Here is a 23609-nt window from a genome sequence, read left to right as displayed (position 1 = left end):
GCCTACCGCGCGGTGCCCGCCGCCAGTTTCTCGGTGCGCCGCTCGAACAGCGTGTAGATCACCGGCACCACGTACAGCGTGAGCAGGGTCGAGGACACGAGGCCGCCGATCACCACGAGCGCCAGCGGCTGCGAGATGAACGCCCCGCCGCCCGTCAGGCCGAACGCCATCGGGGTCAGGGCAAGGATCGTCGCGGCCGCGGTCATCACGATGGGCCGCAGCCGCTGCCGCGCCCCCTCCCTGACCGCCTCGTCGAGCGGCCGCCCGTCCGCCCGGTACTGGTTGATCAGGTCGATCAGCACGATGGCGTTCGACACCACGATGCCCACCAGCATCAGCACACCGATCAGGGCCGCGACGTCCAGCGGCGTGCCGGTCAGCAGCAGCGCGCCCAGCGCACCGGTCGCCGCGAACGGCACGGAGACCAGCAGGATCAGTGGCTGCCCGATGCTCCGGAAGGTCGCGACCATCACCAGGTACACGATGAGGATCGCCGCGATCAGCGCCAGGCCGAGGTCCGCGAACGCGTCGGCCTGGTCGGCCGCGAGGCCGCCCACGCTCACCTCGGCGCCGTCCGGCAGGTCGAGGTCCTCGATCTCCGCGGTCAGCGTCCGGGACAGCGCGCCCAGGTCGTCCCCGGAGGGGGTCACGGCCACGGTGGCGCTGCGCTCGCCGTCGACCCGGGTGATCGACGCCGGGGCGGACACCTCCTCGACGGTCACGAGGTCGCTCAGCGGGAGCACGCCCGCCGCCGTCGGCACCTCGATGTCCTCGATCTCGGCCGCCGTCTCCGGCGGGTCGCCGGCCACCACGACGTCGAGCGACGACCCGCGCAGGTCGACCGTCCCGATGCTCGACTCGTTCATCGCACCGGCCAGCAGCCCGGAGACCGTGGCCTCGGTGAGCCCGACCTCCGCCGCGGCGTCCCGGTCGACGGTCACCTGGATGCCGGCCTGCTCGGCGGCCAGGTTGTTCGTCACGTCCGCCACGCCGTCCAGGCCCGTCACGGCGTCCTCGACGGTGCTCGCGGCGTCGGCCAGCCCGTCGGCGTCGGCGGCTGTGACGACCAGGTCCACGGTGCTGCCGGCGAACCCGGAGTCCCCGGCGCCCACGGTGACCTCACCCGTCAGGTCCGCCTTGTCGAGCGCCTCGCTCACGTCGTCCTGCACGGCCTCGCCGTCGACGTCGTCCTGGAGCGCGAGCGCGAACGACGCACTGCCGGCGCCGCCGCCCTGGCCGAACGCGGCGGCCATCCCGTCCCCGGATCCGACGGTGGTCTGCACGGTCTCGACGCCGTCGATGTCGGCGAGGACGTCCTCGACCTCCTTGGCGGCCTCGTCCTGGGCCGCCAGGGCGGTACCCGGCTCGAACTCCTGGGTGACCGTGAGCGTGTCCTCGCCCGCGTTGCCGATGAAGTTGGTCTCCATGCGCGGCACCAGCGCCACGGTGCCGGCCAGCAGCACCACCGCGACCCCCAGCGTGACGGCCGGGTGACGCAGCGCGGCGGACAGGGACGGCACGTACGCGCGCTGCCAGGCGCCGCGCCGCTCCTTGAGCTCGGCCGCCTCGCGCATGGCGACGCCGCCGTCGGCCGAGGCCGGGACCTTGATGAACCAGTAGGCCAGCACCGGCACGACCACGAGCGCGACGACCAGGGACGCGCCCATCGCGATCGCCACGGTGACCGCGAACGGCTGGAACAGCTCGCCGGCCATGCCGCCGACCAGCGCGATCGGGGCGAAGACCGCCACCGTGCACACCGTCGAGGCGGTGATGGCGGCGCCCACCTCGCGGACGGCGGTGACGATGGCGTCCACCCGGTCCTCGCCGTACGACAGGTGCCGTTTGATGTTCTCGATCACGACGATCGAGTCGTCAACGATCCGCCCGATCGAGATGGTCATCGCCGCGAGCGTGAGGATGTTCAGCGTGTAGCCGGTCAGGTTCATGGCCGCGAACGTCACCGCGAGCGACAGCGGGATCGAGATCGCCGAGACCAGCGTGGCCCGGATCGACGCCAGGAACACGAGGATCACGAGCACCGCGAAGAGCAGGCCGAGCCCGCCCTCCGTCGTCAGGCCCTCGATCGACTCCTCGATGAACGGCGCCTGGTCGAACGTGACGGTGGTGCTCACGCCCTCCGCGTCGAGCTCTTCCTGCGCGTCGGCCAGCACGTCGTGCACCGCGTGCGACACGTCCACCGTGTTGCCGTCCGGCGTCTTGGTCAGGGCGATGGCCAGCGACGGTTCACCGTCCAGGCGGGAGAAGGAGGTGGGCGGCACGTCCTGCACGCGCACCTCCGCGACGTCACCCAGGTGCACGACGGCGGGGGCGGGCTCGGCTTCCGGCGCGGCGCCCGGGGCCTGGGGTGCGCCGGCGACGCCGCCCGGGGTGCCCGGGGCACCCGCGGCGGGCACGAGCGGCAGCTTCTCGAGCTCTTCGACCGACTCGACGGAGGTGCCCACCTGGACGCTGCTCGTCTCGCCGTCCTCGGTCACCTCGCCCACCGGCACGACCGTGCCGTTCTCCTGCAGCAGCGACGAGAGCTGCGTGGCGCTGAGCCCGGCCGCGGCGAGCTTCTCGTCGTCCGCCTCGATCACCACCTGGCGCTCGGTGGTCCCGGTCACGGTGACGTCGCGGACCTCCGCGATCCCCGTCAGCTCCGGCACCAGGACGGACTCGATGGCGTCGGAGAGCTCCTGCTCGGTGCCGTCGCCGGAGACCGCGAGCTGCACCACGGGCAGGTCGTCGAGGGAGCCGGCGATGACCTGGGGCTCGACGTCCTCCGGCAGGTCCCGGAGGCCGTCCACCGCGGAGGTGATCTCCTGCTCGATCGTGTCGACGTCGGTCCCGTACTCCAGCTCGACCGTCGTCATGGAGACGCCCGTGGAGACCGTGGAGGTCACGCCCGTGACGCCGTCGATGGTCCGGACCGCCGTCTCGATCGGGTCGGTGACCCGGTCGGCGACGATCTCGGGCGACGTACCCGGGTCGGCGGCGGTGACCGCCACCATCGGCACGTTCAACGACGGGATGAGTTCCTGCCGGAGCTGCCCCATGCTGTAGATGCCGACGAGGAAGACGGCGATCGTCGCGAGCGCGACGAGCGCGCGGTTCGCGAGCGACATACGGGCAAGACGGAACACACTGCCTCCAGATCTGGGGATACGCCGGGCCCACTTCCCCTCCGGCGCAGTATTTTGCCTAACGCAAAGGATCCGGCCGGGGTTCCCGCCACGCAACTACAGTCACCCCGTGACCGACCAGACCCGCGACCAGCTCGTCGCCGAGCTCGCCCACCTGCACCGCCTCCTCGGCGAGGAGTTCTTCGCCACGCGGCTGCGGCCGCTGCTGGAGACGGACCTGACCGTGCAGCAGCTGCGGGCGCTGGCCCTGGTCCAGGTCGACCGCGAGTCGACGCCGCAGCGGCTCGCCGAGGCGCTCGGCGTCTCGGCCGCCACGGTCTCCGGGATCCTGGACCGGCTGACGGCCGCCGGCATGACCGTGCGCACGCAGGACCCCGTCGACGGCCGGGTCCGCCGCGTGACCAGCACCGAGAAGGGGGCCGAGGCGATCCGTCGCCTCGTCGCGCACGACGACGACCTGCCGCCGGACCTCCTCGCCCTGCTCTCCGTCGACGACCTGCGCGCGCTCGTCCAGGGCACCGGCGCCCTGCTGGAGGCGGCCCGCCGGCTGGCGAGCTAGCCGCCCTGCGCCGACCGGACCGGCAGGATCACCGCCGAGGGGTGCTCCGGGTCGTGATGGACGGTCTGGTCCGCGGCCAGGAGCGTCGTGGCGGACGCGAGTGGTTCGCCGGTCCCGGTGTTGCGGGCGAAGCGCGGGAAGGCGCCGCTGGAGACCTGCACCCGGATGCGGTGACCGCGCCTGAACCGGTGCGCCGTCGGCCACAGGGTCACGGCGGCCGGCGACAGAGCGTCCGCGCCGGTCAGGCTCACCAGGCCGTCGCACACGTTGAACGACCGGCCCTCGGGGTCGACGTCGCAGAGCCGCACGAACACGTCGGCGTGGGCAAGGCTCGACCGGAACCAGACCTCCGCGCTCACCTCGCCGACGACCTCGACGTCCTCCTCGAGCACCTCGGTCGTGTACGTCAGGACGTCCGGCCGGGACTCCAGGGCGCTGTTCTCGACGCGGCCGCCGCTGCTGATGCTGATGCCTCCGGCAGCCGGGGTCGGGTCCGCGGGGTCGTACCGGTACTCGTCAGGGGCGGACTCCACGGGCAGGTCCGCGGCGAGCCCGCCGTCGGCCTGGAGGTGGAACCGCTGCGGCTCGTAGCCCGCGGGCGGCCAGCTCTCGAAGTCGCGCCACTCTCCCTCCCCCATCACGAAGAGCCGCACCGGCGCGCGCTCCGCCGGCTCCTCGCCGCGGGCGTACGCCAGGCCGAAGTCGAGCGCCTCGGACGTCGCTGCCACCGGCTCCGTGTGCGTCCAGGGCCCCACGGTGAGGCGGGCGGTCCGGCCGGCGTCCTGCAGGATCCTGAAGTCCCGCAGCTGCCCCGGCAGGAAGATGTCGTACCAGCCGGCGACCGAGCTGACCGGGACGCTCGTGCCGGCGACCCGGTGGGTGTGGTCGAGACGGTCCCAGTGCGGGTCGGCGGCGTCGTGCGCCAGGGCGTCCTGGAGGTACTGGGACCGGCTGCCCACCGCCGCGACGTCGAACTCGCTCAGCGGCAGGGTGCGCAGCGCACGGGCGGACCTCTTGGTCTGGGCGTTCATGCGCAGCAGCGCCAACGGCCGCTCCTGGGTGGCGACCATGGCGCCCCACTCGAGCGGCACCTCCAGCGACCGGCCGTCCGCGCGCAGGAACTCCCTGGTCAGGGCCGACTCGGTGACCACAGGGATCATTGCCTTGACCTGCGGCGGCAGGCTGTCTGCGACCGCCCACTGCACCAAGCCCATGTAGCTCGCCCCGAAGAGCACCAGCGCCTCACCGAACCAAGGTTCCTTGATCACCCAGTCCAGCGTGTCCAGGCCGTCCTCGCGCTCCTGGCGCAGCGGGTCCATGACACCGCCGGAACCGAAGGTGCCCCGGGCGCTCTGGATCAGCACCTGGTAGCCGCGCTCGGCCAGCGGCCGGGCCACCATCGCGGCGAACAGCCCGGAGCGCCCGTACGGGCTGCGGATCAGCGCGGTGGGCAGGCCGTCGCCACCGTCGCGCGGTGCCCAGCGGTCGGCCAGCAGGTCGACGCCGTCCCGCATCGGGACGCGCAGGTTCCGGTCAGCCCGGAGCCGCCGCGTCCGGGGCTCGGGAAGCTTCTGCTGGCGCTGCAGCACATGACTCATGAGGCTCATCGGCCGGACTCCTTGGTGTCGGTAGCGGTGATCTGGCCCAGTGCCGCGGTGAAGATGTCGGCCAGGCCGATCATCCGGTCGGCAAGGTCCTCCGGGTCGAGCGGCTCGTCGCCCGCCGTGACCCACGCGTAGACGATGCTCGCGCTGCCCCCGGTCACGAACACCGTGAGGTCCTCGATCTGCTGGGGGTCGAACATGCCGGCGAACTGCTCCTGCAACGCACGCCGGTTCACCGCGCCGAACAGCCCGCCGAACGCCTCGTTGAGCGCTGAGGCGCTGGAGCTGTTCAGCATCGCGCGGTAGAAGACGCGGTGCTGTGCGAAGTGCCGCGTCATGACGAGCACCTGATCCCGGGCGGTCGCCGGGGCGGTGCTTGTGTCGATCTCCGGGTCGGCGTCTGGATCGGCGTCTGGGTCGGCGTCGGCAAGCCCGGGCATCAGCTCCGTCCGGACCAGGTCCAGCGCGGCCTCCAGCAGCAGCGCGTCCCGGTCGCCGAAGTGCTGGTAGACGATCTGCCGGCTCACGTCGGCGGCGGCCGCGATGTCGGAGAGCGGCACGGAGGCGGTGCCCCGCTCCGTGACGAGGGCGACGGCGGCCCGGGTGAGCGCCGCACGCGATCTCCGCACGCGGCGGTCCTTGACGGGCGCCGACTGCGCCAGGTCGAGCTCCATGCCGCCGATCATAGACAGATGTTAATTATTGAACAAGTGTCTGCTTTCGTAGGGGCTGCCTCTGGGCCCTGATCGCCGTCGCCTCACAATGACGGCCCACGTAGGGTGAGATCCGTGCCGGACACCCCTGCTGCCCCCGAGCCGTTCGTCTCGCGGACGGCTCCCGAGGCCATCGAAGACCTCCGTGCGCGGCTGCGGGCGACCCGCTGGCCCGACGCCCCCGAGGACGTCGGGTGGTCCCTCGGCACCGACCTCGACCATCTCCGCGAGCTGGTCGCGTACTGGGCGGACGGGTTCGACTGGCCGGCACAGGAGGCCGCGCTCGCTCGGCTCCCCCGGTTCCGCGTCCGAGTGGGCGGACACGGGATCCACTTCGTCCACGCCCGCGCTGCGGCCCCGGCCGGCCCGGTGCTGCCCCTGGTCCTCTGCCACGGCTGGCCGGACTCGTTCTGGCGGTACTCCAAGGTCGTCCCGCTCCTGACCGACCCTGGCTCGCACGGCGCCGACCCGGCCGACGCGTTCGACGTCGTCGTCCCCGACATGCCCGGCTTCGGATACTCGGACCGGCCCACCGGGCCGCCGCTGAGCTCCGTCGCCGTCGCCGGGCTGTGGGCCGAGCTCATGCGGACCCTCGGCTACGAGCGGTTCGGCGCCGCGGGCGGGGACCTGGGCAGCCACGTGAGCCGATACCTCGCTCTCGACCACCCCGACCGCGTCGCCGCGGTGCACCGCACGGACGGGGGCCTGCCCGTCTTCGCCGGCGACCCGGCAACCCTCACCGCCGCGGAGCGGGCCTGGTTCGCCGAGGCCGCGACCTGGAGCGCGACCGAGGGCGCCTACGGCGCGATCCACCGCACCAAGCCTCAGACCGTCGCCGCGGCGCTGAACGACTCCCCTGCCGGGCTGGCCGCCTGGATCGTCGAGAAGCTGCAGTCGTGGAGCGACGGCGGCGTCGAGCGCGGCTACACCCGGGACGAGATCCTCACCAACATCACCATCTACTGGCTCACGGGCACCATCGGGTCGTCCATGCGGATGTACAACGCGAACTCGGCCATCCCCGCCGGGCAGCTCACCCGCCGGGTCGAGGTGCCGTCCGGGTTCTCGGTGTTCCGCGGCGACGTCGTCCGCCCGCCGCGGGCCTGGCTCGAGCGCACGGCCAACACGGTCCGCGTGACGGAACCCGAGCGGGGCGGGCACTTCGCGCCCTTCGAGGAGCCCGAGCTCTATGCGCAGGAGCTGCGCGACTTCTTCCGCCCGTTCCGCGGGAGTGGCGCGGGCTGACGACGCCTGGCGCACAGCCAAGCAGGACGCCTCGCGTCGAAGTCGGCACTCTCGCATGACGTCGGCAGTTGGCATCGAGATCGGTCCAGCGCTGGACCGATCTCGATGCCAACTGCCGACCAGGCGACATAGGCTCGGTGCAACCCTTCATCACGATCGAGGAGCCATGTGATGCAGACGCGAACACTGGGATCCGGCACGAGCAGCCTCGAGGTCTCGGCCATCGGGCTGGGCTGCATGGGCATGAGCCAGGGTTACGGTCCCAACCCGGGCACCCGCGAGGAGATGATCACGGTCCTGCGCGGCGCGGTCGACCGCGGGATCACCCTCTTCGACACGGCCGAGGTGTACGGCCCGTTCGTCAACGAGGAGCTGGTCGGCGAGGCACTCGCCCCGGTGCGCGACCAGGTGGTCATCGCCACGAAGTTCGGCTTCGAGCTCGACGAGGACGGCCGGAGCGTCGGAACGGACAGCCGCCCCGAGCACATCCGGGAGGTGGCCGACGCCGCGCTGCGCCGCCTCGGCACGGACGTGATCGACCTCTTCTACCAGCACCGCGTCGACCCACAGGTGCCGATCGAGGACGTCGCGGGCACTGTCGCCGAGCTGATCCAGGCCGGCAAGGTGCGCCGGTTCGGGCTGTCGGAGGCGGGGGCCGACACCATCCGTCGCGCACACGCGGTCCAGCCCGTCACGGCGCTGCAGAGCGAGTACTCGCTGTGGACCCGGGATCCCGAGCCCGAGATCCTGCCGACGCTCGAGGAGCTCGGGATCGGGTTCGTCCCGTTCAGCCCGCTCGGCAGGGGGTTCCTCACGGGCGCGCTGACCTCCGCCACCCAGCTCGCCGAGGACGACATGCGCACCGGTCTTCCGCGCTTCAAGGCAGAGAACCGCGACGCCAACCAGGCGTTCGTCGAGCTGCTCGGCGCCGTCGCGGCCCGCAAGGGCTGCACGACGGCGCAGGTGGCGCTCGCCTGGCTGCTCGCCCAGAAGCCGTGGATCGTCCCGATCCCCGGGACCCGCCGGACGAGCCGTCTCGAGGAGAACATCGGCGCCGCGGACATCGAGCTCACCGCCGCTGACCTGGCCGAGATCGCGGTCGGTGCCGAGAAGATCCAGGTCAGCGGCGAGCGTTACACCGAGGCGATGCTCCGCATGACGGGGCTGTAAGGCGGGGCTGCTGATCGGGCTGATCGGGCTGATCGGCTGGGCCGGTCACCAGCCCGACGACTCGCCACGCGCGGCGACGGTCCGGGGCACGTCCCACGGGTTGTCGTCGCGCAGCGGCGGCGGCAGCAGCTCCTGCGGGGCGTCCTGGAAGGCGACCCCGCGCAGGAACCTGCCGATCGCCGCGGTACCGACGGACGTCCCGTCAGTCGTCGTGGCCGGCCACGGCCCACCGTGCTGCATGGCCGGTGTGACGGCGACGCCCGTCGGCCAGCCACCGAGCAGGATCCGGCCGGCGTGCCGCGCCAGCCGCGTCACGAGGCTTGCCCACTCCCCCTCCGTCTCCCCTGATCCCAGGTGCAGGGTGAGCGTGAGGTTGCCGGGGAACAGCTCGGCGACCGCCGCGCCCAGCTCCGCCGTCAGCTCACCGGTCGAGCGAGCACCCGCCGGGTACTCCACGATCACGGAGAACGGCCCGAACACCTCGTCGAGGAGCGCCGTCCCGGCGCTCCGAAGCAGGTCGAGCGGGACGGCGACGAACGTGGGCGTCACCCAGGCCTGTCCGTCCGCGTCGCGCCGGAACCCGCCGGCGTGTACCACCCGCACGCCCTCGACCCCCAGCACCTCTGCGACCCGCCGCTCGTACCCGTCAGCGATGGACGGGTTGAGCAGCCGGTGCTCCGGCACCTGCGCCGCGGCGGTGACCACCACGTCGTCGTACCCGGCGCCCTCGGGGACGAGGAGGAAGCCGGGCTTGGTGCAGAGCTGGCCCGCCGAACCGGACACGCTCGCCACGTACCCCGCGAGCAGGTCACCCGCCCGCTCGCGGAGCGCCTCCGGCGAGACGAGCACCGGGTTGACGCTGCCCAGCTCGCCGTAGAACGGGATCGGGTCGGGCCGCGCGGCGGCCCGGGCTGCCAGCAGCTGCCCCACGCGCTGCGACCCGGTGAACGCGGCGGCGCGCACCGCCGGGTGCTCGACCAGCGCGATCCCGGCGTCCTGCGAGGCGACCAGCTGCAGCGTGGCCTCCGGCAGCCCGGCCGCGGCCAACGCGACCGAGGCCAGCTCCGCGACGCGCTGCGACAGCTGCGGATGGCCGGGATGCACCTTGACGATCACGGGGCAGCCCGCCGCGAGCGCCGCCGCCGTGTCTCCGCCGGCGACGGAGAACGCGAACGGGAAGTTGCTCGCCGCGAAGTTGAGCACGGGGCCGACGGGCCAGAGGCTGCGGCGCAGGTCGGGTCGGGGCCCGAGGACAAACTCGGGGTCTGCCTCGTCGAGGCGTACGTCGAGGTAGGCGCCGTCGGCGACGACGTGCGCGAACAGGCGCAGCTGCACCTGGGTCCGCTTGAGCTCGCCGCGCAGACGGGCCTCGGCGAGGCCGGTCTCCTCCTGGGCGATGGCGACCAGCTCGTCCGCGTGGTCGGCGAGCGCGGCGGCCGCGGCGCGCAGGCCCTCGGCACGGACGCCGGGCGCCGTGCGGGAGAGCTCGTCGAAGGCGTCGGCGGCCCGGCGGGCGACGTCGTCGACGGTACGGTCGAGGTCGGGTGCCGCGGTGGCGGTCATGGGTCGGCTCCTCAGCGGGTGGCGGGGTTCGGCGGGCAGGTCGGGCGGGCAGGTCGGGCGGGCAGGTCGGGCGGGCAGGTCGGGCGGGCAGAGTCAGAAGACGAAGCCGGTCGGGAACGGGTCGCTGGGATCGAGCACGTAGTTGGCGGTTCCGGTCACCCAGGCCCGCCCGGTGATGGTCGGTACGACGGCGGGAACCCCGGCGACGTCGGTCTCCGCGACCAGGCGGCCGACGAACCGGCTGCCGATGAACGACTCGTTGACGAAGTCGGTGTGCAGCCCGAGCTCGCCGCGGGCCCAGAGCTCGGCCATGCGGGCCGACGTCCCGGTGCCGCACGGCGACCGGTCGAACCAGCCCGGGTAGATCACCATGGCGTGCCGGGAGTGCCGGGCATCCGAACCGGGGGCGATCAGCTCGACGTGGTGGCAGCCCTCCACGCCGTCGAGCGAGGGATGCTTCGGCATGGCGGTCTCGTTGATCGCGTCCATGATCGCCAGCCCCGCGGTGAGCAGGTCCTGCTGGCGCGCACGGTCGAAGGGCAGCCCGAGATCGTCGAGGTCGACGAGCGCGTAGAAGTTGCCGCCGAACGCCATCGAGTACGGGACGGTGCCGTAGCCGGGCACCTCGATCACCTGGTCGAGCGCGGTGACGAAGCTGGGCACGTTCTCGATGGTCACGGCGTCGGCGTGGCCGTCGCTGACGGCCACCTTGGCGACGACGAGCCCGGCGGGCGTGTCGAGCCGGATCTCGGTGACCGGCTCGACGACGTCGACCATGCCCGTCTCGACCAGGACCGTCGCCACGCCGATGGTGCCGTGCCCGCACATGGGCAGGCAGCCGGACACCTCGATGTAGACGACGCCCCAGTCGCAGTCGGGCCGCGTCGGCGGCTGGAGGATGGCGCCGCTCATCGCGGCGTGCCCCCGCGGCTCGTTCATGAGGAACAGCCGCAGGTCGTCCATGTGCTCCATGAAGTACAGCCGCCGGTCGTTCATGGTGTCCCCAGGTATGACCCCGACACCCCCGGTCACGACCCGCGTAGACATCCCCTCGGTATGTGAATCGACGGCGCTAATGGTCCGACTGCTACGCATGCTCTCTCCTTGGTCCGTTGAGTGCTGGGTATTTGCCCCGTCGAATCCTTTCGAGCGGGCGAATATCCAGCACTCAGCGGGAGGCGATGTAGGTGAGGGCCTGCTCCGTGTCCTTGCGGACCTGGGTTTCGTGCTCGGGCGTCAGTGGGCCGCGCGGCGGGCGGGTGGGGCCACCGTAGCTCTGGCCGGTGATGTCGATCGAGAGCTTGATCGCCTGCACGAACTCGGTGCGGGAGTCCCAGCGGAACGCCGGCACGAGGTGCGTGTACAGCTCGCGCGCCTCGGCGATCCTGCCCTCGGTGACCAGCGTGTAGATCTCGACCGCCTCGCGCGGGAACGCGTTCGGGTAGCCGGCGAACCAGCCCGTGGCCCCTGCCACGAGCGACTCGAAGAGCAGGTCGTCGGCGCCGGCGATCACGTCGAGGTCGGGGGCCAGCTCCTTGATCTCCAGCACGCGCCGCACGTCGCCCGAGAACTCCTTGACGGCGACCACGTTCTCCAGCTGGGCGAGCTCCGCGAGGAGGTCGGGCGTCAGGTCCACCTTCGTGTCGAACGGGTTGTTGTAGACCATGATCGGGAGGCCGACCTCGTTGACGGCGGCATAGTGGGCGATCACCTCGGACCGGTTCGCGCGGTAGATGGTGGGCGGCAGCAGCAGGACGCCGTCCGCGCCGTCCTCCTTCGCGAGCTCTGCCCAGTGCTTGGCCTGGTGCGAGCCGACGCCGTGCACACCGGCCACGACCAGCCCGCGATCACCGACCGTCGCGACGGCGGTCTGCACGACCTTGCGGCGCTCGTCGTCCGTGAGGGACGAGTACTCGCCGAGCGAACCGTTCGGCCCGACGCCGCGGCAGCCGTTGTCGATCAGGAACTCGCAGTGCGCGGCGAACCGCTCGTAGTCGACGGCGAGCCCGGCCGGCGCGGAGGCGTCCGGCTTGAAGGCGAGGGTGGTGGCGACGATCACGCCGCCGAGGTCAAAGCGCTGGTTCATGTCCGGTCTCCTCCGGGTTGGGATGCTCATGCTGTTGGTGAGGCAGTGGGTGACGCTTGTGGTCGGGAAGTTGTGGGCAGGGCGGCCAGGTCACCGAGCCGGACGGGGACGACGAACGGGCGGCGGTCCATGGTCGGCGCCGCGGCACCTCCGGCGTCCGCGGCCTCCGGACCGGCCAGGAGCTCCTGGAGCGTCCGGCCGCACATGCGCGCCTGGCACGGGCCGAGCCCGGCGCGGCTGGTGAGCTTCACGGAGCGCGGCTCGTGCGATCCGGTCAGCTCGACGACCTCGCGCACGCGTCCATAGGTGGTCTCCTCGCAGCGGCAGACGACGGTGTCGTCGCGCAGCCAGCCGGTCCACCCACCCCGGATCCCGTGCGCCGCCTCGATGCGCGCCGCGAAGCCGCGCGCCCGGGTGCGTGCCCGGCCGGCCGCGCGAGCCGCTCCGGTGCCGGTGTCACCACCGGCCGCCGCGGTCCCGGCCACGGCGCCCTCGGCCAGGGCCGCGTCGGCGCCACCGATGCCGGTGACCTCGCCGGCGGCCCACACCCCGGGGACCGAGGTGGCCTGGGTGTCGTCGACCACCACGAACCGGCTCGGCGTGAGGTCGCACCCGGCGGCGATCGCGAGCTCCAGGCGCGGCGTGAAGCCGTGGCTGACGCACACCGCGTCAGCCACTACGCGCCGCTCGGTCCCGGCGACGGGTGCCCAGCGCGCGTCGAGCCGCGCCACGGTCACCGCCTCGACCCGGCCGTCGCCGTGCGCGGCCACCACCGCCTCGCCGGGCCGCCACGGCACGCGGTGGCGCACCAGGTCGCGGACGTATCCGGCCAGCTCGCCGGCCTTGCCCGCGGCCCCGGCCAGCTCCCACGGCCGGTTCAGCCAGCCGCGGGCCAGGGATCCGAGCCGGCTCGCCTCGTGCACGCCGACGACGTCGGCGCCGGTCTGCAGCAGGGATGACGCGACGGGCAACAGGAACGGCCCGGCCCCGGCGACGACGACCTGCCGTCCGACCGCCACCCGTTCCCCCTTCGCCAGCGCCTGCGCCGCACCCGCGGAGTAGACGCCGGGCAGTTGCCAGCCGGGGAACGGCAGGGTGCGGTCGTGGGCACCCGTGGCGAGCACCAGGGCGTCCGGTTCGAGCACCAGCGCCTCGCGCCCGGCCCCGTCGGGCTCCCCGATCAGCACGTTGAGCCGGAGGCCGGCGTCGAGCCGTTCGAGCGACCAGACCTGGGCCGAGGGCAGCACCGTCACGTCCGGGTGCGCCCGCAGCGCGGCGTCGAGCTCACCGAAGGTCGCCCACCTGTGGTGCAGCAGGCCCTCGCGGCCAGCCGGACGCTCCGCCGGCAGGTGACGCCAGTACTGGCCGCCGAGCCCGTCGGCGGCGTCCAGCAGCGTGACCCGCGCACCCGCGCGCGCGGCGGCCCGCGCGGCGGCGAGCCCGGCCGGGCCCGCACCGACGACGACCACGTGTCTCGTCGCGGCGCTCATCGGGCCTCCTCCCCCAGGCCGCCCTGCCGGGTCACGACGTCGCCGTCCTGCGCACGCCGCAGACAGGCGCGCACGTCGCGCAGGCCGTTGACCTCGACGAGGCAGTCGAAGCACACGCCGATCCCGCAGAACACGCCGCGTGGCGCCCCGCCCGTCGTGGTGGTGCGCCACTCGCGCCGTCCGGCACCCAGCAGCACGCCGGCTATCGTCTGACCGGCCGTCCCGGTGACGGGCTCGCCGTCCACGACGACGGTCAGCGGCCGGTCGGCACCGGGCCGGGCGGGATCGCGCTCGGCGGGGACGCGGTACGAGGTCATGGTCGGAACTCCAAGGGCCGGGTCTCCAGGAGCGTCCGCCGGTCGGCGGCGTACGGGCCGGCGTCCACGGAAGGCTCGAACCCGAGCAGCTGCGCGGCGAGCAGGTCGCCGGTCGCCGGGGCCAGCCCGACGCCGGCACCCTCGTGGCCCGTGGCGAACCACAGCCCGGCGCGGACGGGGTCCGGGCCGATCACCGGCAGGTGGTCCGGCATGTACGGCCGAAAGCCCAGGTAGGACCGCATGACCTGGGTGCGCGCCAGGAACGGGAACACCGCCACCGCGCGCCGCGCCATCGCGGCGGGCACCTCTGCCCGGAAGTGCTCGTCGAACCCGACCTGCTCGCGGCTCGACCCGATCAGCACCGTCCCGCCGCGCGTGGACTCGATGACGGCGGAGGTCTGCAGCTCAGCGCCCGCCGACTGCGTCGCGGCGAAGTAGTCACCGTCGTAGACCTTGTGCCGGATCCGCTGGGGCATGGGGGTGGTCACGAGCACCATCCCGCGGCGGGGCCGTACGGGGAGCCAGGAGCCGAGCCGTTCGGCGACCTCCGCCGACCAGGGACCAGCTGCCACGACGACGGCGCCCGCGGCCACCTCCCCGTGTGACGTGACGACGCCGGCGAGAGCGCCGTCGGCCCCGAGGAGCGGGCCGGTCACCTCGACGCCGGTGCGGACCTCCGCCCCGGCCCGACGCGCGGACGCGAGCAGCGCCTCGGCGGCCGCGACCGGCTGCACCTGGGCGTCCTGCGGGTAGTGGACGGCGCCCACGACGCCGGGCGCCAGGTCGGGTTCGAGCCCGCGCGCCTCCTCGGCGGTCACCTCGGCCGCGTCGACGCCGGACGCCCGCTGCGCCTCGGCGAACCGGCGCAGCCCGGCCAGACCGTCGTCGGACGTGACGACGACCAGCCCGCCCTTGGCCTCGTGCTCGACGGACGGGAACCGGGGCCCGAGCTCGTCCGCCAGCTCGTCCGCGAGCGTGACCCACCGGCGCAGCGACACCTTGGCGAGCTCCAGCTCCGGGCCGGGACCCTTGTCGGAGACCAGCAGGTTGCCCTCGCCGTGGGCGCTGGTCGCGGCCGCGGCCGCCCCGCGGTCGAGCACGGTCACCCGGGCGCCTGCGCGGGCGAGGGCTCGCGCGCAGGCCGCGCCGACTATCCCGGCGCCGACGATCACGACGTCCGCTGCCACATCCACCCCCTCGATCGCCCGGTCAGTTCATCTCAGTGGCCTCGACCAGCTCAGCGGTCTCGACAAGCACCGACGGCGTCAGTCCTCCGGCTTGCCCGCCCACGTGCCGAGCGAGTGCCCGATGTGCCGCTCCATGAGCGCCTTGGCGCCCGGGCCGTCACCGGCGGCGAGCAGGTCGAGCAGCTCGTGGTGCTCCTGGGCCGAGCTGGCCAGCGTGCCGCTCGCGACCATCGTCGACAGCCCGAGCAGTCGCGCCCTGTCGCGCAGGTCGGCGACGATCTCACTGGCCACCGGGTTGCCCAGCAGGCCCATGAGCCGCAGGTGGAACGTCTGGTCCGCCTGCAGGTACGCGACCAGGTCGCCGGTGCGCGCGCCCTCGACGATCTCGTCGGCCAGCGCGCGGAACTCCGCGAGCTGCCCGACGGGGAACGACTTGGCCAGCCGTTCCATCCAGACCGGCTCGATCACCAGCCGGACGGCGGCGACGTGCCGCAGGGTCTGGTCGCTCACGCGGGTGACACGGAACCCCTTGTTACGTACCGCCTCCAGGAAACCGCGCCGCTCCAGGTCCAGCACCGCCTCGCGCACCGGGGTCGCCGACACGTCGAACCGCGCGGCGAGCGTCGGCACGGAGACGAGCTCACCGGGTTCGAGCTCACCAGCGACGATCGCCGCCACGAGGGCGCGGTGAACCTGCTCGCGCAGGCTCGCGACCGGTGGTAGACGGCGGACCGACGGGGTAGGTGTTGTGGCGCTCATGCTGCACTCCTGGGTGGTCAGGCAACGCTAGTAGTATATTACACGGGATGCGAAGCCCGTCGTCAATGGCGCCTGAGGGTACCTGAGGGTGGGCGGACCAGCCGGGCTACAGGGGCCAAGACCGGCCGGGAGACACCGAAACGTGTCGTTTACATTCACCCCATCGACACCGCCACCGTCGATCAGTAGAATATCACGCATCACATATCGCTGATCGATGGACCGAGGGCGGGGACGATGCCGAGCCACACGAGGACAGAGGCGCAGCAGCGCGCGGCCCGGGTAGCGCTCACCGACGGCCTGCTGGGCCGGTGGCAGCAGCGCAACACCGCCGCGACGCTGCCCCACGTCGTCGAGCAGGTACGCGCCTCCGGCGTCCTGGACAACTTCCGCCGTGTCGCCGAGCAGACCGGCGAGCCGTTCCGCGGCGGCTACCCGTTCATGGACACCGACGTCTACAAGACGCTGGAGGCGGCCGTGTACGAGCTGGCCCGCGGAGCGGCACCCGGAGACGCGGTACCCGAGGACGCAGCAGTGCGCGCCTTCTACGACGAGGCGGTGTCCCTCATCGAGCGCGTCCAGGCCGACGACGGCTACCTGTCGACGTTCCACCAGGGCCCCGGCGCGACGGTCCCGCCGTGGACGGACCTGGCGGGCGGGCACGAGCTGTACAACCTCGGCCACCTGATCCAGGGCGCGCTCGCCGCCACGCGCGGACTGGACGACGACCGGCTGCTCGCGGTCGCCCGCCGGTTCGCGGACCTCGTGGTGGACCGGTTCGGCGAGGACGGCCGCGCGGAGTACTGCGGCCACCCGCAGATCGAGACGGCGCTCGTCGAGCTGTACCGCGAGACGGGCCACGAGCCCTACCTGCGCCAGGCCGAGCTGTTCGTCGAGCGCCGCGGCTCCGGCCTCTTCGGGAGGGCGCCGTTCGGGCCCGCGTACTACGCGGACCACGCGCCGCTGCGCGACCTGGACACGGTGACCGGGCACGCCGTGCGCATGGTCTACCTGGCGGCGGGCGCCACCGACGTCGCCATCGAGCGCGGTGACACGGCCCGGATCGACCATCTGCTGCGCCTGTGGGACGACATGGTCCGCACCAAGTCCTACGTCACGGGCGGGATCGGGTCACGGCACTCGGACGAGGCGTTCGGCGACCGGTACGAGCTGCCCTCAGAACGCGCCTACGCCGAGACCTGCGCCGCCGTCGGCACCATGCAGTGGGGCTGGCGGCTGTTCCTGGCCACCGGGAGCGCCGCGGTCCTGGACCACGTGGAGCGGGTCCTCTACAACGGGTTCGCCGCGGGCGTCTCGCTGGACGGCACCCGCTTCTTCTACGACAACCCGCTGCAGCGCCGTCCCGACCACACCGACGGCCGGCCGACCGGCCCCGCGGAGCCGCTGCGCCGCCGGTGGTTCGGCTGTGCCTGCTGCCCGCCGAACGCGGCGCGCTGGGTCAGCGCGCTCCAGGACCACGTGGCGCTCGAGACGCCGGACTGCCTGACGATCGCGCTGCTCACCGCGTGCCGCGTGCGTTCCGCCGCCCTCTGCGTCGACGTCGTCACCGACTATCCCTGGGACGGTCGCGTCACGGTCCGCGTGCTCGCCGCCCGCGACGAGCCGTCGACACTGGCCCTCCGCGTCCCGGGCTGGGCGACGGCGCCGCGGGTCACGGTCGACGGCGAACCGGTCTACAGCGAGGCCGACGGCGAAGCGCCGGCCGGGTGGCTCCACCTGACCCGCGTGTGGCGGCCCGGCCAGGAGATGGTGCTCGACCTGCCGATGTCTCCGGTGCTCGTCGTCTCGCACCCCGCCGTCGACGCGACCCGCGGCGCCGTCGCCGCCGTGCGCGGGCCGGTGGTGCACTGCCTGGAGCAGGCAGACTCCCCCGTGCCGGTCGACGAGCTCGTGGTGCATGCCGTCGAAGAAGCTTCGCCGCCCTTCCCGGGCCCCGTGCTGCGGCATGCCCTGACCGCGCACGTGAGCCGGCGGCCCGCGCCGTCGGACGACCCGTACCCGGCCGCGAACCGGACCGACCCACCTACCTCGTCGACGACGACGCAGGTACCGCTGGTGCCCTACCACCTCTGGGCCAACCGCGAACCCGGGGCGATGCGGGTCTGGCTCCGGCACACCTGACCGGACCGACCCGCCGAGGGCTACTGCCCGCACGCCCCTACCCGTACGACCCCTCGACGCTCCGGCGTCTTCAACCGAGAGGCCACATCGTGAAGCTCCATCGGACAACGACAGCCGTCCTCGCTGCCGCCACCGCCCTCGCCCTCGCCTCCTGCGGCGGCGGCGCGCCGGACGACTCCTCCGGGGGTGGCGGCTTCACCGCGGAGCCCGCTGTGGGCGGCACCGTGCACGTCCTGCAGAACGCCGACTTCTCGTACCTCGACCCGGCCCGCGGCTGGGACGGCGGGGTGAACAACTTCTACCGGCTGGTCTACCGGCAGCTCACGACGTCGGCACCTGGCTCGGCCGAGGACCCCAACGAGATCGTCCCGGACCTCGCCGAGAGCCTCGGCGAGGCGTCCGACGACGGCCTGACCTGGACGTACACGCTCAAGGACGGGGTCACGTTCGACAACGGCGACCCCATCACGTCGGCCGAGGTCAAGTTCGGCATCTCCCGCGCCTGGGACCCGCAGATCGGCATCGGCTCGCCGTACCTCAAGCAGGTCATCGACGCCCCGGAGGACTACGAGGGCCCGTACGAGACCGGCGACCTGCCGACCATCGAGACGCCGGACGCCAAGACGATCGTGTTCCACCTCAAGGAGCCGTTCCCCGAGTTCGACGCCGTGCTCTCCCAGGTGAACGCGACGCCGTTCCCCGTGGACAGCGGCGCGGGCGACGAGTTCATCCACGAGATCATCGCCTCGGGACCGTACAAGCTGGCCGAGTACGTGCCGGGCAGCACCATCAAGCTGGAGCGCAACGAGAACTGGGACCCGGCCACCGACGAGGTGCGCGCCGCCAAGCCGGACGCCTGGGAGTTCACCATTGGCCTGGACCCGGCCACCATCGACGAGCGGCTCATCGCCGGGCAGGGCGCCGACGTCAACGCGATCGCCGGCAACATCCAGCCCGCCACGCTCCCGCGCCTGCAGACGCCCCAGCTCGAGGAACGCGTCCTGGAGTTCCCCGGCATCTGCACCACGTACATGGGGCTGAACACCACCAAGAAGCACATGGACGACGTCCGCGTCCGGCAGGCGATCAGCTACACGATCGACCGCACCACCATCGTGAACGCGAGCGGCGGCACGCAGCTCGGTGACCCGTCCACGACGATCCTGCCGCCGTCGGTCGCCGGCCACAAGGACTTCGACCTGTACCCGTCCGAGGACGGCACCGGCGACGTCGAGGCCGCCAAGAGGCTGCTGGACGATGCGGGGCTGTCCGACGGGTTCACCATGACCCTCGACATCCGCGCGCAGGAGTCCATGCAGGCCCAGGCCGAGGCGGTCCAGCAGTCGCTGGAGCGGGTGGGCATCACCGTGGAGCTCAACCTGATCGACACCTCCACCTACTACGAGACCATCGGCACCCCGTCGCAGCAGCACGACGCCGCGATCACCGGCTGGTGTCCCGACTGGGCGTCGTCGGCCGCGACGTTCATCCCGCCGCTGTTCGACGGCCGCAACATCTACGACAAGGGCAACGGCAACATCGCCCAGATCGACGACCCGGCCGTCAACGAGCGGATCGACGAGATCAAGGCGATGACGGACATCGACGCCGCGAACGAGCAGTGGGGTGACCTCGACGAGCAGATCCTCGAGCTGGCCCCGGTCGTCCCGCTCATGGTCGCCAAGGGCGTCATGCTGCCGGGCGAGAACGTGACCGGCCTGTTCTCCTCGGCGAACGCCGCGACCGGCGGCATCGACTACGTCGGCGTCGGTCTCAAGGACCCCGAGAAGGGCTGACCCGATGATGCCGTCCCAGACGGACCTCACGGCAGGTCCCGCCGGCACCGTCGCACGGAGCGGCGGTGCCGGCGGGACCTGGCAGACCCTGCGGCGCGACGTCGGCGCGATGCTCGGCCTCGGCTACATAGCCCTGGTCACCCTCGTCGCCATCTTCGCGCCCGTGCTCACCTCGATCAGCGGCTGGACGCCGTACGAGTTCGACCAGAGCGCCATCGACCCCAACCTCGGTGGCATGCCGATCGGCGCGTGGGGCGGCATGGGCCCCGAGCACTGGCTCGGCGTCGAGCCGGGCAGCGGGCGCGACATCTTCGCGCGCATCGTCTACGGCGCGCGGGTCTCGATGAGCATCGCGCTGTCGGCGACCGCGCTGACCACCGTGCTGGGTGTGTCGCTCGGGCTCGTGGCGGGCTACTTCGGCGGGCGCGTCGACCTGGTGATCTCGCGGGTCATGGACTTCCTCATGGCGTTCCCGGCGCTCATCTTCATGATCGCCGTGCTCTCCGCCCTGCCGGCCGGCAACCGGTCGGGGCTGCTCGTTGTCGTGATCTCGGTCTTCGGGTGGCCCTACCTGGCACGCATCGTGCGCGGGCAGACCATGTCGCTCGCGCAGCGGGAGTTCGTCGAGGCGGCCCGGGCGGCGGGGGCCAGCGGGACACGCATCGTGTTCCGCGAGATCCTGCCGAACCTCCGCTCGACGATCATCGTGATGTCGACGCTGGCCGTGCCCGGCTACATCGGCACCGAGGCGGGCCTGTCGTTCCTCGGCGTCGGCGTCGTGCCACCCGCCCCGAGCTGGGGGCAGATGATCGCCGCCTCCGTGAAGTGGTACGCCGTCGACCCCGCGTACTTCGTGGTGCCGGGCGTGTGCCTGTTCCTGCTCGTGCTCTCGTTCACCGTGCTCGGTGACCGGCTGCGCGCCGTCGTCGACGCCCAGGAGGGTCGCTGATGCTCCGGTTCCTCGTCACGCGCATCGCGTCGGGACTCGTGGTCCTGCTGCTGGTGTGCCTGTTCACCTATCTGGTCTTCTTCGCGCTCTCGCCGGACCCGGCGGTGCAGATCTGCGGCAAGAACTGCACGCCCGAGGTGATCGACCAGATCCGCGGCAACCTCGGGCTGGACCAGCCGTTCAGTACCCAGTTCTTCCTGTTCGTCGCCGGCATCTTCGCGGGCCGCACCTACGGTGCGGGCGCGAGCGCCGTCGACTGCGCGGCGCCGTGCCTCGGCTACTCGTTCCAGTCCAGCCAGGCGGTCTGGGACATGATCGTGCAGCGGCTGCCCGTCTCCGCGACGATCGCCATCGGCGCCGCGGTGCTGTGGCTGCTCGCGGGAGTGATCGGCGGCCTGCTCAGCGCGGTGAAGGAGGGCACGTTCCTCGACCGGTTCACCACCGGGCTGACCCTGACGAGCATGTCGATCCCCAACTACGTGCTCGCCCTGGTGCTGCAGTACGTGCTGGTGGTCCAGCTCCAGTGGCTGCCGTTCCCCCAGGCGGTCGCCTTCGCGGACGATCCCGTGCAGTGGTTCCTCAACTTCGTGATGCCGTGGATAGTCCTCGCGGTCGGGTACGCGGCCGCCTACACGCGGCTCACCCGCGCCAACGTGCTGGACGTGCTGCGCGAGAACTACGTGCGCACCGCCTACGCCAAGGGCCTGCCGCAGTCGCTGATCTGGCGGCGGCACGCCCTGCGGCCGGCCCTGACTCCGGTGGTGACCATCTTCGGCATGGACTTCGCCGGCCTGCTGGGCGGGGCGCTCATCACCGAGACGGTCTTCGGGATCAACGGCGTCGGCAAGATGGCCGCCGACTCCATCGCCCGCAACGACCAGCCGGTGATCATGGGCGTCACGCTGCTGGCCGGGTTCCTCGTCGTCGTCGGAAACATAGTGGTCGACGTCGTGTACAGCGCCATCGACCCGAGAGTGCGGGTGAACGCATGACGACCGAGTCCAGCCCCAAGAACGACACCGAGGCGCTGCTGCAGGTGCGCGACCTCACGGTCACCTTCACGACGCCGCGCGGCCCGCTCGACGCCGTCCGCTCGCTGGACCTCGACCTCGAGCCCGGCGGCGCGCTGGGCATCGTCGGCGAGTCCGGCTCGGGCAAGTCCATGACCAGCCTCGCGATCATGGGCCTGCAGCCCCGGGCGGCGCGGCGCACGGGCAGCGTGCGGCTGCGCGGGCGGGAGCTGGTCGGCATGTCCGAGGCCGAGCTGCGCCGGGTGCGCGGCGACCGCATCGCCATGGTGTTCCAGGACCCGCTGTCCTCGCTGAACCCGTACTACACGGTCGGGCTGCAGATCGAGGAGGCCTACCGCGCCCACCGTCCCGGCGTGACCCGCCGGGAGGCGCGCAAGGTCGCGATCGCGGCCCTGGAACGGGTGCACATCCGGGACGCTGCGGTGCGGGTGAACCACTACCCGCACCAGTTCTCGGGCGGGATGCGCCAGCGCGTCATGATCGCGATGGCGCTGAGCACCGAGCCCGAGCTGCTGATCGCGGACGAGCCGACCACGGCGCTCGACGTCACCGTGCAGGCCCAGATCCTGGACCTGCTGCAGGAGATCCGCCGCGAGACCGGCACCGGCCTGGTGCTGATCACGCACGACCTGGCGGTGGTCAGCGAGATCACCGACCACATCGTCGTCATGAAGGATGGCGTGTGCGTCGAGCAGGGCGCCGTCGAACAGATCTTCACCAGCCCGCAGCACCCCTATACCCAGGCGCTGCTCGACGCCGTGCCGCGCATCGACGACGAGATCGGCGAGCTGCGTGCGGTGGCGCCCGCCGTCGTCCCCGAGAACGTCGTCCCGAAGAACGGAGGTGCCGCATGAGCGAGCCGCTCCTGAGAGCCACGAACCTGGTCAAGGAGTTCCCGGTGCTGGGCACCGGCGGCCTGCTGCGTCCCCCGGAACGGTTCCGGGCCGTCGATGACGTGAGCTTCGAGCTCCGCGCGGGCGAGACCCTCGCCCTGGTCGGCGAGTCCGGCTCGGGCAAGTCGACGACGGCGCGGCTCGCCGCCCGCCTGCTGGACGTCACCTCGGGCACCGTGCAGCTCGACGGCGAGGACGTCACGACGCTCAGGCGGTCGGCGCTGAACCGCTTCCGCAACGAGGTGCAGGTCGTCTTCCAGGACCCGTACTCCTCGCTCAACCCGCGGCACACCGTCGAGCGGATCATCACCGCTCCCCTGGTCTACCAGGGACGTCCGGTCCCGGGCGACGCCCGGGCGTTCACGCGCTCCCTCATGGAGCGGGTCGGGCTGGACCCGGACCACTCGCAGAAGTATCCGGCGCAGTTCTCGGGCGGGCAGGCGCAGCGCATCGGGATCGCCCGCGCGCTCGCGGTCGGCCCGCGTGTGGTGGTGTGCGACGAGGCGGTCTCGGCGCTCGACGTGTCGGTCCAGGCGCAGGTCATCAACCTGCTGCGGGACCTGCAGCGCGAGGAGGGGCTGACGTACCTGTTCATCGCGCACGACCTCGCGGTGGTGCGGCAGATCGCGACCCGGGTCGCGGTGATGACGCAGGGACAGATCGTCGAGGAGGGCGACCGGGACGCCGTCTTCGGCGCCCCGAGCCACGAGTACACCCGCAGGCTGCTCGACGCCGTCCCGCGCATCCGGCCCGAGTGGGAGCGGCAGCGGCGGACGAACGCCGCCCGGTCGACTGGGGCGACGGCATGAGCGCCGGCACCGGGACCGCGCCACTGACTCGGCGTCCGCAGTACGGCGAGTCAGTGGCTTGGTCGGACCAGGGCGCTGACTCGACGACTCCGGGACGCCGAGTCAGCTCGCTGGTCCGACATGGCAGACCATCACACCGTCACCACATTG

At 72.4% G+C, this 23609-nt stretch carries 19 protein-coding genes; 9 read left to right on the top strand and 10 right to left on the bottom strand.

From position 1 onward, the window contains the following. Positions 1-2: 2 nt before the first annotated feature. Complete coding sequence (locus ACQEVI_RS24495) at positions 3-3128, bottom strand: efflux RND transporter permease subunit (protein WP_432904151.1); 3126 nt, start codon at positions 3126-3128, stop codon at positions 3-5. A gap of 127 nt (positions 3129-3255) precedes the next feature. On the opposite strand from ACQEVI_RS24495, the gene ACQEVI_RS24490 reads away from it, so the two are divergent. After that, a complete protein-coding gene (locus ACQEVI_RS24490; protein ID WP_432904149.1) occupies positions 3256-3705 on the top strand; it encodes a MarR family winged helix-turn-helix transcriptional regulator in 450 nt (149 codons plus the stop codon). Here ACQEVI_RS24490 and ACQEVI_RS24485 read toward each other — a convergent pair. Further along, the gene (locus ACQEVI_RS24485; RefSeq protein ID WP_432904146.1) at positions 3702-5312 is read right to left on the bottom strand and encodes a CocE/NonD family hydrolase; all 1611 of its coding nucleotides are present in this window, start codon (positions 5310-5312) and stop codon (positions 3702-3704) included. The two genes, ACQEVI_RS24490 and ACQEVI_RS24485, sit on opposite strands and share 4 nt — an antisense overlap. After that, positions 5309-5995 (bottom strand): TetR/AcrR family transcriptional regulator, encoded by a 687-nt coding sequence (locus ACQEVI_RS24480; RefSeq protein WP_432904143.1) that lies wholly within the window; start codon positions 5993-5995, stop codon positions 5309-5311. Before ACQEVI_RS24480 ends, ACQEVI_RS24485 begins: the two co-directional genes overlap by 4 nt. Before the next feature lie 102 nt (positions 5996-6097). Between ACQEVI_RS24480 and ACQEVI_RS24475 the strand changes: the two genes are divergently transcribed. Beyond that, the gene (locus ACQEVI_RS24475; RefSeq protein WP_432904140.1) at positions 6098-7267 is read left to right on the top strand and encodes an epoxide hydrolase family protein; all 1170 of its coding nucleotides are present in this window, start codon (positions 6098-6100) and stop codon (positions 7265-7267) included. A gap of 171 nt (positions 7268-7438) precedes the next feature. Next, positions 7439-8437, top strand: coding sequence for an aldo/keto reductase (locus ACQEVI_RS24470; RefSeq protein ID WP_432904136.1), 999 nt, complete (start codon positions 7439-7441; stop codon positions 8435-8437). A gap of 45 nt (positions 8438-8482) precedes the next feature. Here the strand turns inward: ACQEVI_RS24470 and ACQEVI_RS24465 are convergent, their stop codons facing one another. From ACQEVI_RS24465 to ACQEVI_RS24435, 7 genes are all read right to left on the bottom strand, one after another. Next, positions 8483-10000: an aldehyde dehydrogenase family protein gene (locus ACQEVI_RS24465; protein ID WP_432904133.1), complete on the bottom strand. Its 1518-nt coding sequence runs from the start codon at positions 9998-10000 to the stop codon at positions 8483-8485. Positions 10001-10093: 93 nt separating this feature from the next. Continuing rightward, positions 10094-11095, bottom strand: coding sequence for a proline racemase family protein (locus ACQEVI_RS24460; RefSeq protein ID WP_432904130.1), 1002 nt, complete (start codon positions 11093-11095; stop codon positions 10094-10096). A gap of 73 nt (positions 11096-11168) precedes the next feature. Beyond that, positions 11169-12086, bottom strand: coding sequence for a dihydrodipicolinate synthase family protein (locus tag ACQEVI_RS24455; protein WP_432904127.1), 918 nt, complete (start codon positions 12084-12086; stop codon positions 11169-11171). 26 nt (positions 12087-12112) lie between these two features. Beyond that, entirely contained in the window at positions 12113-13576 is a 1464-nt protein-coding gene (locus tag ACQEVI_RS24450) for an FAD-dependent oxidoreductase (protein ID WP_432904124.1), read from the bottom strand. Then, entirely contained in the window at positions 13573-13893 is a 321-nt protein-coding gene (locus tag ACQEVI_RS24445) for a (2Fe-2S)-binding protein (protein ID WP_432904121.1), read from the bottom strand. Before ACQEVI_RS24445 ends, ACQEVI_RS24450 begins: the two co-directional genes overlap by 4 nt. Beyond that, positions 13890-15080: an NAD(P)/FAD-dependent oxidoreductase gene (locus ACQEVI_RS24440; protein WP_432904118.1), complete on the bottom strand. Its 1191-nt coding sequence runs from the start codon at positions 15078-15080 to the stop codon at positions 13890-13892. The genes ACQEVI_RS24445 and ACQEVI_RS24440 overlap by 4 nt, the downstream gene beginning before the upstream one ends. 78 nt (positions 15081-15158) lie before the next feature. Then, positions 15159-15839, bottom strand: coding sequence for a GntR family transcriptional regulator (locus tag ACQEVI_RS24435; protein ID WP_432904115.1), 681 nt, complete (start codon positions 15837-15839; stop codon positions 15159-15161). Positions 15840-16076: 237 nt separating this feature from the next. On the opposite strand from ACQEVI_RS24435, the gene ACQEVI_RS24430 reads away from it, so the two are divergent. The 6 genes from ACQEVI_RS24430 (at position 16077) to ACQEVI_RS24405 (ending at position 23459) form a co-directional block, all read left to right on the top strand. Continuing rightward, positions 16077-17981: a glycoside hydrolase family 127 protein gene (locus tag ACQEVI_RS24430; protein ID WP_432904112.1), complete on the top strand. Its 1905-nt coding sequence runs from the start codon at positions 16077-16079 to the stop codon at positions 17979-17981. An 89-nt stretch (positions 17982-18070) separates the two neighbouring features. Then, entirely contained in the window at positions 18071-19777 is a 1707-nt protein-coding gene (locus ACQEVI_RS24425) for an ABC transporter substrate-binding protein (RefSeq protein ID WP_432904109.1), read from the top strand. A 4-nt stretch (positions 19778-19781) separates the two neighbouring features. Next, on the top strand, positions 19782-20726 hold the full coding sequence (locus tag ACQEVI_RS24420) for an ABC transporter permease (protein ID WP_432904106.1): 945 nt from the start codon (positions 19782-19784) through the stop codon (positions 20724-20726). Continuing rightward, positions 20726-21718: an ABC transporter permease gene (locus ACQEVI_RS24415; protein WP_432904103.1), complete on the top strand. Its 993-nt coding sequence runs from the start codon at positions 20726-20728 to the stop codon at positions 21716-21718. Before ACQEVI_RS24420 ends, ACQEVI_RS24415 begins: the two co-directional genes overlap by 1 nt. Beyond that, complete coding sequence (locus ACQEVI_RS24410) at positions 21715-22611, top strand: ABC transporter ATP-binding protein (protein ID WP_432904100.1); 897 nt, start codon at positions 21715-21717, stop codon at positions 22609-22611. The genes ACQEVI_RS24415 and ACQEVI_RS24410 overlap by 4 nt, the downstream gene beginning before the upstream one ends. After that, positions 22608-23459, top strand: coding sequence for an ATP-binding cassette domain-containing protein (locus ACQEVI_RS24405; protein WP_432904097.1), 852 nt, complete (start codon positions 22608-22610; stop codon positions 23457-23459). The genes ACQEVI_RS24410 and ACQEVI_RS24405 overlap by 4 nt, the downstream gene beginning before the upstream one ends. Positions 23460-23609: the final 150 nt, after the last annotated feature.

The sequence above is a fragment of the Promicromonospora sp. CA-289599 genome (assembly GCF_050936155.1).
Lineage (GTDB): Bacteria > Actinomycetota > Actinomycetes > Actinomycetales > Cellulomonadaceae > Promicromonospora.
The sequence above is the reverse complement of the archived record's forward strand: the minus strand, read 5'-3'. Positions and strand labels throughout refer to the sequence as shown.